This is a genomic window from Bradyrhizobium sp. CB82 (assembly GCF_029714405.1).
Lineage (GTDB): Bacteria > Pseudomonadota > Alphaproteobacteria > Rhizobiales > Xanthobacteraceae > Bradyrhizobium.
The window spans coordinates 34,864-47,356 of record NZ_CP121651.1 but is presented as its reverse complement, the minus strand read 5'-3'; the positions used below and the strand labels follow the sequence as shown (position 1 = coordinate 47,356).

Genomic DNA, 12,493 nt, shown 5'->3' with positions numbered 1-12,493 from the left:
CTTATTGTTGGGCGATGAAGCACACCTTCAATCGCGAATTGACGTGACAATCAGCACAGTTGGCTAAGTCAGATCGGCCTACCCTTAAAGGCATAGCCTGAGGAATGGTCCTCATCAGAAGGCAGCATCTGGAGACTGATATGGGCGAGGTCGTCCGGTTCATCCCGAAATCTGATCGCGGAAAGCAGCATCTCGAGACGAATATGGGCGAGGTTGTCCGGTTCATCTCGAAATCTGACCGCGAGCGACTCCGCCTCACTCGAGAAGCCCGTGCGATATACGACAGCGTTTTCCGACCGGCTGATCCCGCCGACGAACAGCAGGACGTCGCGCCAATAAGTCGCGCGAATCCCTTTTGCAGCGACGAGGTTCTGTCGTGATCAAGAAGCCGCGGAACACGTAGAGGTCGCCACCGAGCGGGTCGCGCCCTAAAGGCTTCCTGCACCAGCAAGGCCAGCGAGTTACAGGACTGCGCATGTCTCCACGACTCTCGCCACGACCTGTCGCGGGTAGGCTCCGATGCCGCAAATGTGCGACATCACGATGTAAGTGGGGCCCGTGTCAAGTTCATGGAATAGAACAGGAGCTCCGCTTCAAGCGCCTGGCGAAGATGTGCGGACTGACGAAATCCGTGCTTCTCGTCCTGGAATATAAGCAGACAAGTCGGGACGTTTCGGCGTTGAAGCGCAGAGTACATGCTTTGGGCCTGATTGATCGGCACAACAGGATCATCCTTACCGTGAAGAAAGATCACTGGGGCGGAGAGCCTGTCGGCGAAATTGATCGGCGAACGGTCGTGGTAAAGCGCGCTGTCGGGCATAAATGGCTCAATGAGCCAGTCGGTGTAGTGTAACTCGAACTTGTGCGTCTCGGTGGCGAGTGCAACCAGATCACTGATTCCGTAGTAGCTCGCACCGGCGGCAAACTCGGTATGAAAGGTGAGCCCGCACAATGTCGTATAGCCGCCAGCGCTGCCGCCCCTGACCGCTAGCTTTCCGTCGTCGACATCGCCACGAGCGGCAAGGAATTTCGCGCCCGAAACGCAATCCACGACGTCAATGACACCCCACTGGCCGTAAAGCCTCTCCCGGTATTTCCTTCCATACCCGGTGCTTCCGCGATAATTCACGTCAAGAACACCGAATCCCCGACTGGTGCAGAATTGCGCCGAAAGATTGAGCGCCGAATCGGTCGCGGTGGTTGGCCCGCCGTGGCTTTTCACGAGTAACGGAGGCTTTTTTCCGAGGCTGGCGCTCGCCAGTCTGGATTGTAGGGAGGATAATAGAAGGCATGGGCAATTTCGCCATCGCCTGTTCGAAATTCGATCGATTGCGGCGTCGAAAAGTAGTTCTGGAATTCTTGCAAGCTGGCTGATGAGACCAGGAGCTTGATCGGCGAAACCGCTCCCGTGTTCACATCGACGGTCGCGATTGCCGGCGGCGATGTCATGGTGGCATAACGGATCACTATAGTCGTTGCCGTCGCATGCACACCCGACAAGGAAGAAAATTCCATCGGATAGTCGTGAGCGATCAATGTCGGCAATTCTAGTCGGCCCAGGCGCCATCTACCGTTTTGGACAAACGAGTAGATCAGAATGTTGGGTGACATAAACGCGTAGGTCGAGAGGCCGAGCAGCCACTGAGGGACACCGAATTCCACGTCTCGAGCCAAGATGTGCTCCACGCCAGAGGTGTTCCAACGATACAGGTTCCAGAAATCTGTGCGGTCGGAAATGAAGTAGAGCCTCCCGTCCGGCGACCATTGTGGCTGAAATATCGATTCGGAACCGCCCTGGACTATTTGTTTGTCTGCCAGCGTGCCTGCCTGATCGAGACCTGCGACATTCAGATAGGTGGAAGTCCACGGCATGTTTGGATGTTGCCAGCTTAGCCACGCAAGTTTTGACCCATCGACGTTGAGCGTCGGCGACGAGTAGAAGTCACATCCGCTGTCGAGCGTTGCTTCACGGCCCGTCGCGATGTCGATGGCGACCAGCGTATGGATCGCTTTGATGATGTCACCGTTCGGGCGTTCCTCTTTGATCGCGATTAGCCGATTTCGAGCGGCGTCGACGCAAATGTCTGCAAACAAGCAATTCGCACTCGACGTGATTTTCGTCGGAACGCCGCCCGCAACCTGCTGGTAGATTTGATTGTCGCCGAAATTGGCGAAATACACGACGTTGTTGCTGACGGCATAGGCGCCCCCACCGTAGCTATAGACCTGCGATCTCGCGTCGAAGGTGGACGGCGTAATGTCTCTGATCGTGCCGTCGGCGGCTCTGGCCACCACGGCGTTGCGGCCCTTCTCGAGGGGTCTCCCCTCGATCCAGTAGATATTGTCGCCGTCAATCCGCGGCTCCGAGAGTGATCCGGTTTCGGCCACAGCCACGCCGGCTGTGATGGGGGAGGTCCAGGATCCGAAACTACTGATCTGCTGACCCACCATGAAGCTTCTCCGTCGCAGTTGGGTTTATGACTCGCATTAACGGTCGCTCCACCGGATAACGCATCTGAGCTATGCCGGCACGAATCAGGGCCATCGCGGCTGCCGAGAACCCGACCTCCTTAACGGCGACCTTCAACCAGGCCCAAGCGCTCCATGGCGTTCGCGATGTGCTGCCTCATGCACTTTCGCGCGCGTACGACGTCCTTGTCCTTTATTGCTTCGTAGATGGCGGCATGCTCCTGCTCGTTGGTGCGGGCGCGCGTAGGGCCGTCGATGCGTTCATTGGCCTTGGCGATGCTTGTGCGGACGTGCTCGGAAATGAAATTGACGAAAGTAGCGACATACGCATTGTCACTCGCGCGAGCGATCGCCCTGTGGAACTCAAGATCTGCGTCGACTGAGTACCCTAGAGCCTGGGGACGCAGCTCCTGCAGCGCCTTTTTTATTTCGGCAAGCTGGCTCCGAGTGCGGCGGGCCGCGGCCAGCCCCGCAGCCTCGACCTCCAGGATGGACCGCAATTCGAGGAGATTCGAGAACAGTCTCGTGTCACGCCAAATCTCGGTGTCGATGCGCAGCGCCAAGTGCGCCTTGTTGCCCAGCACAAAGACGCCGGACCCTTGGCGGGGCTCCACCGCCCCTTCGAATCGCAATTTGGCGATTGCCTCGCGAACCACATTGCGGCTGACGCCGAACGTCTCCGCGAGTTCGCGTTCCGTCGGTAGACGATCGCCTGGTTTGAACCGACCGGCCAGAATTTCGTCGGATATCAGGCGGGCGACCTGCGAAGGGAGACTCGGGGCCCGGCCCACAGTCTTAACCAAGCTTGAACTCGCCGGTCTGCGGGGGCGACTGCGCGTGGTTTCCAAAGTCATCGCGCCGCTTGTGGCTTGCCCTGTCGGTCCCGTCGGCCGTGGCGATCGCCGAGATAGGTTTCCCGGACCAAGTCCAAATCCCTCAGCTGCTCGATGAGGCCTTCGGCGACGATGCGCCCCGTCTGCATGATGTAGCCGCGATCGGCGACCGCCAACGCCAGACTTGCGTTCTGCTCGACAAGTAGCACCGCTGCGCCGAACCTGTCGCGTACGGACTTGATGATCGTACTGACCTCATTCACGACGATTGGCGCCAATCCAAGCGACGGTTCGTCAAGAAGCAGAACGCGCGGCTTGGCCATGAGACCTCGCGCGATGGCCAGCATCTGCTGCTGGCCACCACTGAGGTCGGACCCCTTCGCTTCCCGCTTCTCCAACAGCACAGGAAAGATAGATTCCATGACCGCGATGTCTTCTTCAACGCCCGCCGGGTCGTAGCGGGCGTACCCGCCGAGACGCAGGTTGTCGCGGACGGTGATGTCAGGGAAGATACGGCGGCCCTCGGGCACGAGAACGACGCCGATCCGGGCCATCTTATCGGCGTATAGCCCGGTGACGTCCTTCTCCCCAAGGCGAATGGAACCGCTCTTCGGACGTTTCAGCCCCGCTATTGTTTTGAGCAGCGTTGACTTGCCTGCGCCGTTAGAGCCGATGATCGTCACGATCTCCGCCTCACCCACTGTCAGCGATACACTGCGGTTGACCACGATGGGTCCATAAGCGGTCCACAGGTCTTCCACGCGGAGGAGGCTCATTGTCGTCCCCCTAGGTAGACCTCGATCACCTTTGGATCGTTTAGGACCGCATCAGTCGGACCGTCGGCAATCTTGGTCCCGAAATGCAGCACAACCAGATGGTTGCAAAGCTCGGACATCATGCCTACGTGGTGATCGATCACGCAGACGCCGACGCCCAGCTGGTGCGCGCGGCGAATGAGTTGAATGAGTTCAACACTCTCGCCTTCATTGAGCCCTGCGGCCGGCTCGTCCAGCAGCAATTGCGATGGGTACGACCCGAGGGCGACGGCGATGCCGAGCCGACGCAAATTGCCGAACGGCATGGAATTCGCGCTGTCCTCGGCGAACGCTCCTAGGCCGACGAAGTCAAGCAGTTCGTCCGGCGAAGTCCATGGTCGTATCCCATTATGCCGCCGCCTCGACCCGTGCTCGATCGCAATCTGCACGTTCTCGCGGGCCGACAGAGCCGGGAAGGACATCGCCTGCTGGAAGGTGCGCCCGATGCCTAGGCGGCCAATTGCGAAAGCCGGCCTGCCGGTAATGTCGGTTCCTTCCCAGCGCACGGTCCCGCCGTCAGGACGATAGACGCCGCATATTGAGTTAAACAGTGTCGTCTTGCCGGAGCCGTTGGGTCCGATGACGCCGAGTATCACGTCGGACTTGATTGTCACATCGACGCCGGCGAGCGCGACGACGCCGCCAAATTTCTTTCGGAGGCCGATGATCTCGAGCACGGTCACCTCGGGGCGCCTCTCAAGCTCGAGAGGCGCCGGCTCACTGACGTTCGAGCGCCGTGAACAGCGGCGACACCCCACTGGTAGCCGCGCTCAAGCACCGCGATGATTCCTCCCGGCAGCAGCATGATCACCGCGATAAGGGCGAGGCCATAGGCGATGCGCGAATCGACCGGATCGACCCGCATCACTTCCGGCAGGAACGTCACGATCACGGCTCCGGTCAAGGGGCCGAAAATGGTCCGCGGTCCGCCGAGCATTACCATGAGGGCGAAGTAGAGACTGGTCGCGCCGCCGTAGAGGTCCGGCGAAATGTGGCGAAAGTTGTAGGCTTGCAGATCGCCCCCGACGCCCGCGAACAGGCCGCTCAGCATGAACGCTCCGACCTTGTACAGGTTGGTGTTTATGCCGACCGATCTCGCCAGCTGCTCGTTCTCGCGGATCGAGCGCAACGTCCGCCCGTACTTCGAGTTCGCAATGAGGTAGGCGATCAGCATGCTTGCAAGCATGAATGCCGCCACGAGCAGGTATGCGTTGCCCAACTTGTTGAAATTAACGCCCAGAACGGTGCCGACCGGCGGCACGTCAAGCCCGGTCGCCGCGCCAGTGAACTTGCCGCCGTTGATTAGAGAAATCCGCAAGAGCTCGCACATAACGTAGGTCGTGATGGCGAAGTGGTGCCCACTGATCCTAAGCGAAGGGAGGCCGAACAGCCCCGCGCACACCGCCGCAACGACGGCCGAGAATGGCATCGCCTCCCACATGTTCATGCCGAAGTCGCGTGAAAGGATGGCCGCAGTATAGGCGCCGAAGCCCATGAGACCGGCGTACCCCAAGGACATGATCCCGGCCTGACCGAACGGAATCGCCATCCCATAGAGCACGATCGCTGTGACGCCGGTGGTAATGGCGAACGATAGGATTCGATAGCCGGGATTGAGCCAGGGCAGAACCAGCACCCCAAATACGACCAGCGCGGCTACGACCATCAGCTCGCGCGACGGCCAGAATTGGCGACGCCGCTCCTGGATCGGCCGGCGGGTGGACGCTGTCGCAACGGCGACTGCGGATGAAGCATCCTTATTCAATCGCCGGCCCCATCGTGCCGCCAAACAACCCTTGCGGTCGGAAGATGAGGATCAGGATCATCAGCCCAAACGTATAGGCGTTGGTCCATTCCGGGGTCCCATACGCGCCGCTGAGCCCGTTGACGAGTCCCAGGATCAGTCCAGCTCCAACGACGCCTGCGACATTGCCAAGTCCGGCGATAAGCGAGACAGCGAACCCAAGCATGATCATCTCGGATCCGACGAACGGCGTAATCGGGAACAGGGCGATCGTAAGCGCACCGCCGAGACCGGCGATGGCACTGCCATAGGCGAAGATCACGGTGATATAGCGCCGGATAGGGATCCCCATCAGGGCCGCAGTCTGTCGGTCTGCCAGGCTGGCGCGGAGCGCAAGCCCGTATCGGCTGCGAGAGATCGTGAAGAACGTGACTGCGACGACGATGGCGGTGATGACGACAACCACCACGCGCATCTTGATGAAGCGTATCTCACCGATCTGCCAGACGCCGGGCAACGGTTCCGGAATGCTCTTCGAGAACGAGTTCCAGATGCGGATGACAACGTGCTGGATCACGATCGACAGGCCGAGTGAGGCCATGAAACCATTGTTTGGGCGGAGCAACGTGAACTGAAAAAGCCCCCGCTCCAATAGGAACCCGAGCAGGCCAACGAGCGCGACCGCGATCAGAACGGCCGGAACGTAGCCCACGCCATTTTCGACGAGAACCCAGACCCCGATGCCCCCGAGCATGAGAAATTCGCCGTGGGCGAAATTGATGATACCGGTCAATCCAAATATGAGCGTCACGCCAATGCCCATCAGAATGATGACGCTGGCGACAGAAAGGCTGTTGACCAATTCCTGGAGGAAAGTCTCCATGGCCTTACTCTAGGATCCAAAGCACTTTTCGCAACGAAAACCTCTGGACCTTGAGGCGAATCGGCGATTTGCGGTCCGCCTCAGGTCCTATCGCTTTTCGTAAGGTGATCGGCGACTGCTTGTGAGCGCCGTGATTTAACAGTGCGCCTCAACCGCCAGGATCGCCTGGAGGCGGGGTCTCCGGCGGCTGTTCGACGGCGCATTTGAACTGATCCGAAGTGTTGGGCATGACGAGACACACCTCGGTCGCAAAGGTCACCTGATGCTTGTCGTTGAAATACAGCGGAACCTGCGACACCACGCCCTGGTATTTCATCTTCTCAAGCTCGGCGACGATCTTGTCGGTGTCGTCGACGGTGCCTGCGGCTTGCATAGCCTTCACGAACATTCCGACATAATCGTAGTACAGCAGAGACACCGAGGACTGGACACCTTTCGGAGCGCCGAGGGCGAAGTACTGATCGAAGTAGTCCTTGGCTCCTTGGAAGGGCGGGGCGCCCCAACATACGGGAACGCAGCTCAGGGTGATCGGCACTGTGGATTTTAGGTTCCGTTCCTTCCAGACCCCTGGATCGACGCCGAATAGGAAGTAGGAAGGCGCGACGTTGAGCTGAACCGCCTGGGGATAGGCGATCATCACGTAATCGCCGTTGTACCAAATGTGCACGACATCGGGCTTATTCGCCTTTACCCGGGTAAGCAAGGGTGTGAAATCCTTCGTCTCCGGCGGATACCTTATCAAGTCGGTCTGCTGCCCGTTGGCCTTCAGCGCCAGCTCATAGTGCGACGAGAGGTATTGCCCGCCCGCGTCGTCTTGGACGAAGACGACTGACGTTTTTGGCTTGTATCCCAGCAGCGGCTCGAGAAGCGTCAGCACGCCTTTGGCGGTGCTGCCGCTCCGCTGAAACTCCTGCGGCTCGGTCTGGAAGGTATAGTGCAGCGCGCCTCCGGGTTTCGTCGAGTCCTCGGTGAGGCAGCAGCCGAGCGAACTGTTGCCGGTAAACTGGATGACTTTCGCCGGATTGGTGATCTTGGTCATGGCGATCGAGAAATCGTGGCTCTCGGTGCCCCAGATCGCCTTGACGCCGATGTCGTCCACCAGCTCCCGTGCGTTCGCAATTGCCGTGTTCACGTCCGTGCGATTGTCTCGGTAAATGGGCTCGAGTTTGTAAGTCTTGCCATTCACCACGAAGCCGCCGGCGTCATTGATCTGCTTAACAGCCAACTTGACACCGTTGTGGATGGTGTTGCCGGCCGACACGAACGTCCCGGTCAAAGCGGCGTTGACCCCGATTTTGACCGTGTCCTCGGCCTTGGCTCCAGTGGCGGCGACGAGCGCCGCGGCCGCGACCATGCTCCATAATGCTCGCCTCATTGGTCGTCCTCCCTCGGACCGTATAACGCAACGGCCGATTAGAGTCAGCCTATGGCCCTACCAATTTGGAGTCAAATGTCTTCCGAAGAAGGATTGACTCGTCGTGCCCTAGGCGGGCGATGGCGCATCCTCTCTAATGAGCCGTTCCTCCTTGAGGCGATCCCAAAGCGCCGACGGAATCTTCATCGAGCACCAATTCAGGTTCTGCCGGATTCGATCAGGTTTGCTCATCCCCAGGACGACGGTCTTGACAGCGGGGTAGCCTCGCGGAAATTGAATCGCCGCTGCTTCGATCGGGACATTGAACTCGCCGCAGATCGCTGCGATGCGCCTTGCACGGCCGACAATCTCGTCAGACGCAACCGCATAGTCGTAAGTGACGTCTTTCGCGGTCGGTTTCGCCAGCACGCCCGAGTTGAACACCGCGGCCATGAACACATCCACACCGCGTGATTTCGCCAATGGCATGAACACATCGAGCGCGCTTTGATCGAGGAGCGTGTACCGCCCGGCGAGCATGACGCAGTCGAAGTCGCCTGCCCGGAGAAAATCGGCAGCAACGTCGGCTTCGTTTATCCCAACGCCGATCGCCTTGACGGAGCCATGCTTTCGCAGATCGTCGAGCGCACGATACGCCCCCTCCATCGCGGCTGCAAACGTGCGAGGAAAATCCTTCCCCTGCGTCCAGCGATCAACGTCATGAATGAAAAGTACGTCGATTTGCTCGAAGCCAAGACGTATCACCGATTGCTCGATCGAGCGCATGACGCCGTCGTAGCTGTAGTCGAAAACCGGAAGCAGCTCGAGCGGCCCCGCCCAATGCATCTTCGGAAGCGCCGGCCAGCCTAGAATCGGTCTTCTTTATTCGACAATTGATAGTGAGCGTCGCGGCGACCAACCCCGGACAATCCTCAGTTTGCGTTGCGGTGCGTTGTCAGCCGAGAGGGGACGCCCCGGGATTAGCTCAGTGCTCCGTTGTGTCCCGCTACCAGTCGGGCCCCTCATTGGCACAAGCGATAGACCTCTATCCCGGCAAGAGACCGTGGCAACGGGAGCAGCGTGACGGGCTCAAGCCGGTTATGCGATGGAGTGCCGAACAGCGCGCTGCGGACTAGATGCCGTTCTCCTCGCTCCCCAAGAGCTTAGCCGATGCACTCTGCAGTTGCGAGGCGATCCAGACGTCGCGGCCGTAGAGAAAGGAGCGGAACGTATAGAGTATGCCGCGGTGCAGACCGATGCTGATCGTGCAACCGAATTGCTCCTGATGCCGAATTGCTTTCCCGTTGATGCTTGCGGATGCCGGTGCGCGCGTATATCGATGTGAACGACGCTCTTGTCGCGGGCAAAAAAAACCACAAGCGAAGCCCTTCGGATCGACAATCCGATCAAAACAACGCAGCCGCGGCGACGAGATAGTTTAACATCGGAGGATTGGTTGAATATTCGACAGGCGACGCAACGCGATCCTGAGGCCATTTGGGAGATCATCGGCCCGGTTATTCGGGCAGGCGAGACCTATGCGTTGCCAACCGACATGACGAAGTCAGAGGCGATACGTTACTGGACCGGTCCCGACCGGGACGCCTTCGTAGCCGAGGATAATGGGAGCTTGGTCGGCACCTACTACCTGCGAGCCAATCAACTCGGCGGCGGGTCCCACGTTGCCAATTGCGGTTACATGACGCGGGCCGAGGCTCGCGGGAAAGGCGCCGCCCGCGCAATGTGCGCGCATTCGCTTGAGGAGGCGCGCCGGCGGGGCTTCCGCGCCATGCAATTCAACTTCGTCGTAAGCACAAACAGCCGGGCCATCATCTTGTGGCGTGGAATGGGATTCGAGGAGGTAGGACGATTGCCGGACGCCTTTCAGAGACCGTCCGGCGAGTATGCGGATGCACTTGTCATGTTTCTGAAGCTGTAGCGGCGAATCGCCTGGCTCAATGCTGTTATCCGGACTTCGCGACCCACGTTTACCTGTCGGAGCTTCTCCGAACAGGATGTTTGAATGTGACCGACGGCTGTCTGCTCGCGGTGGATCCGCAGAGAAATGATAATGATGTGGCATTGGCGCCCTTCACCAGTCCCGGCGCCGAACGGCGGCGCCGTCGAACTGCTATGACGCCTTGCCTATCACAAGCCGACCACCGCCGGGAGGCATCCGATGTGGGGAATCTCCAAGTCACGGTAAAACGGGCTGGAGGGCTCGTGCCCGCGCCCGACGAAGACTCGTACGCCGATGCCGAGATCGGTTGCTGGCTGCTGATCGTAGCGGAAGCTCGACGAGACGTGCATGATATCCTTCGGATCGCAGCCAAGCTGGTCGAACATATATTCGAACGCTTGCGACCTCGGCTTGTAGGCTTGCGCCTGCTCGGCCGTGTATACCGCGTGAAAGCGGGCGCCCAGCAGACGCACATTGTCGTGAATCTGCTCGTTCATGGCGTTCGACAGGATCACCAGCGGGATTTTGTCAGCGATCCTCGCCAGTCCATCCGGCACGTCCGGATGCGGGCCCCAGGTCGGAATCGATGGTAGACACGCAGCGCCTCTTCTGGGCGGAACTCGACGCCCCAGCGTTTGCACGTCCGCTCGATCGAATTGTGGACCACCTCGCGGTATGGCTTCCACGCGCCGAGCACTTCATCGAGACGGTAGCCGGCGAAGTCCTTGACGAACGCCTCCATCCGGTCTGCCGGCACGCGGTCAGGAAAGATTTTACGGGCCATCTCGGCCATTCGGAAGTTGGTCAGCGTTCCGTAGCAGTCGAAGCTGATGTATTTGGGCCGGTAGATGGACATGGTGTCTCTCCCCAATTGCTGCGAAAGCGAGCTCGCGAGTTCACGTTCAATCACACTCCGAGCGAGGTGATTACTCTCATTTCAGACGCGAAATTTGCTGCCGATGAAGTTGCCTGGCCTGCACACAAAAGCTCTTTTTGCAACTTTGGCCAGCACAACTGCCCCAGCGCCTCGCTCTTCCCGCGCGTGCGCACCACCTCCCGGCACACAAATTCCAAATCTCGGAATCAGCCGAAAAACTGTCCGTGGTCTCTACCGTCCGCGGAATGACCAGCGCACCTTCAGTCTTGGTCGCTCAGTTTTCCCATCTCATCGCTGGCTCGCCAGAAGGCGACGGAGTCCTGCGTTCGGTAGCTTGGCTGGTTTTAGCCCGCCGATGTCCATTTGGTCGCCTCGGTAGACATCCGTGCCAATGTAGCTGCGCTGCTCGGCGTAGGACGGCATAGGATTCGTGCCCAGTCGCGTTGCTAAAACGCCCTTTGCGGGTCTTTGCCAGCCCAGCCGAAAGGCCGGTGTAACCGGCACCAACGATCGCCACATCGACTGGTGCGCAACCGGCTGCCGGGGCAGTGACCTCAGCGGCGCCGCTTCCCTCTAATATGGCGCGTTCTTCTGGGCGATCAGCGGTTTGTGCATCGGATGCTTGCCTCAATAACCGCGGGACCGGTCGACGACGTCCAGGAGCGGTTCGCCACGCTGGTGCCGGCGGAGGTTCTCCAGCAGGATCGGTGCGGCCGTCTCCGGCTGGGTCATGCTGGCGACATGCGGGGTGACGAACACGCGCGAGTGCGCCCAGAAAGGGTGGGCAGCGGGCAGAGGCTCTGGATCAGTCACGTCGAGGATCGCGCGGGACAGGTGACCGGAATCCAGCGCCTCAAGTAGATCCGCCTCGACCAGATGCGGTCCGCGACCGACGTTGATCAGTGCCGCACCGGGGGGCAGTGCCGCAAAGGTCTTCTGGTTCAGAATTCCACAGGTGGCCGGAGTCAGCGGGAGAAGGCAGACCAAAACATCGCAACCCGCGAGAAAGGGCTGCAGCTGATCGGCACCGGCGAAGCTTTCGACTCCAGCCATCTCGCGCAACGAGCGGTTCCAGCCTCGCAGCTGGAAGCCATAGGTCCCCAGCCGGCCGAGGACAGCCTGACCGAGCACTCCCATCCCCATGACGCCGATCCGGCGGCTCGAAGCTGGCGGGACCTCCAGCGGCTTCCAGATGTGGGCGGCGTTCGCCGCGGCATAGTCGAACCAATCGCGGTGAAGGGCGAGGACGGCCAGGCTGACATATTCCACCATGCCGTCGATGATGCCCGGCTCGACCATCCGTACGAGGGGGATATGCGCCGGAACTGCCGACAGGTCGACGTGGTCGATTCCGGCTCCCGAGGAGAACAGCACCTTCAGCCCGGGCAGCGAGGCGATGAAGTCCGCCGGCGCCTGCCAAGCGATCAGATACTCGACATCGGCGAGGTTGCCCGTGTCCGGCCAGACCCGAAATTCCAGGTCCGGGGCATGGTCGGCAAAGTAGCTTGCCCAAGCCTGGCCGCGCGCCTCATCGGATCGGTAGAGGATGCTCATTGTC

Annotated in this window: 12 protein-coding genes and 1 pseudogene; 2 read left to right on the top strand and 11 right to left on the bottom strand. The window is 59.9% G+C overall.

Annotated features, from left to right (window positions below):
• The first annotated feature begins 140 nt into the window (after window positions 1-140).
• The gene (locus tag QA640_RS43985; RefSeq protein WP_283043901.1) at window positions 141-380 is read left to right on the top strand and encodes a hypothetical protein; all 240 of its coding nucleotides are present in this window, start codon (window positions 141-143) and stop codon (window positions 378-380) included.
• Between the two features lie 158 nt (window positions 381-538).
• On the opposite strand, the gene QA640_RS43980 is transcribed toward QA640_RS43985, so the two are convergent.
• The 9 genes from QA640_RS43980 to QA640_RS43940 all read right to left on the bottom strand — a co-directional run bounded on the left by QA640_RS43980 (window position 539) and on the right by QA640_RS43940 (window position 8,884).
• Window positions 539-1,222, bottom strand: coding sequence for a prolyl oligopeptidase family serine peptidase (locus QA640_RS43980; RefSeq protein ID WP_283043573.1), 684 nt, complete (start codon window positions 1,220-1,222; stop codon window positions 539-541).
• Window positions 1,219-2,451, bottom strand: a complete 1,233-nt coding sequence (locus QA640_RS43975; RefSeq protein WP_283043572.1) for a hypothetical protein — start codon at window positions 2,449-2,451, stop codon at window positions 1,219-1,221. Before QA640_RS43975 ends, QA640_RS43980 begins: the two co-directional genes overlap by 4 nt.
• 119 nt (window positions 2,452-2,570) lie before the next feature.
• Complete coding sequence (locus tag QA640_RS43970; protein WP_283043571.1) at window positions 2,571-3,272, bottom strand: FadR/GntR family transcriptional regulator; 702 nt, start codon at window positions 3,270-3,272, stop codon at window positions 2,571-2,573.
• A gap of 47 nt (window positions 3,273-3,319) precedes the next feature.
• Complete coding sequence (locus QA640_RS43965) at window positions 3,320-4,078, bottom strand: ABC transporter ATP-binding protein (RefSeq protein WP_283043570.1); 759 nt, start codon at window positions 4,076-4,078, stop codon at window positions 3,320-3,322.
• Window positions 4,075-4,794, bottom strand: a complete 720-nt coding sequence (locus QA640_RS43960; RefSeq protein WP_283043569.1) for an ABC transporter ATP-binding protein — start codon at window positions 4,792-4,794, stop codon at window positions 4,075-4,077. Before QA640_RS43960 ends, QA640_RS43965 begins: the two co-directional genes overlap by 4 nt.
• A gap of 2 nt (window positions 4,795-4,796) precedes the next feature.
• A complete protein-coding gene (locus QA640_RS43955; RefSeq protein ID WP_283043568.1) occupies window positions 4,797-5,882 on the bottom strand; it encodes a branched-chain amino acid ABC transporter permease in 1,086 nt (361 codons plus the stop codon).
• Window positions 5,875-6,744, bottom strand: coding sequence for a branched-chain amino acid ABC transporter permease (locus QA640_RS43950; protein WP_283043567.1), 870 nt, complete (start codon window positions 6,742-6,744; stop codon window positions 5,875-5,877). Before QA640_RS43950 ends, QA640_RS43955 begins: the two co-directional genes overlap by 8 nt.
• Before the next feature lie 148 nt (window positions 6,745-6,892).
• Window positions 6,893-8,098, bottom strand: a complete 1,206-nt coding sequence (locus QA640_RS43945; protein WP_283043566.1) for an ABC transporter substrate-binding protein — start codon at window positions 8,096-8,098, stop codon at window positions 6,893-6,895.
• 129 nt (window positions 8,099-8,227) lie between these two features.
• Window positions 8,228-8,884 (bottom strand): aldo/keto reductase, encoded by a 657-nt coding sequence (locus tag QA640_RS43940; protein ID WP_283043565.1) that lies wholly within the window; start codon window positions 8,882-8,884, stop codon window positions 8,228-8,230.
• A gap of 670 nt (window positions 8,885-9,554) precedes the next feature.
• Here QA640_RS43940 and QA640_RS43935 point away from each other — a divergent pair.
• Window positions 9,555-10,037 (top strand): GNAT family N-acetyltransferase, encoded by a 483-nt coding sequence (locus tag QA640_RS43935; protein WP_283043860.1) that lies wholly within the window; start codon window positions 9,555-9,557, stop codon window positions 10,035-10,037.
• A gap of 209 nt (window positions 10,038-10,246) precedes the next feature.
• On the opposite strand, the pseudogene QA640_RS43930 reads toward QA640_RS43935, so the two are convergent.
• Together QA640_RS43930 and QA640_RS43925 are read right to left on the bottom strand one after the other, a co-directional pair.
• Window positions 10,247-10,914 (bottom strand): annotated as a pseudogene (locus tag QA640_RS43930) (haloacid dehalogenase type II).
• A 648-nt stretch (window positions 10,915-11,562) separates the two neighbouring features.
• A complete protein-coding gene (locus tag QA640_RS43925; protein WP_283043564.1) occupies window positions 11,563-12,489 on the bottom strand; it encodes a glyoxylate/hydroxypyruvate reductase A in 927 nt (308 codons plus the stop codon).
• Between the last annotated feature and the right edge of the window lie 4 nt (window positions 12,490-12,493).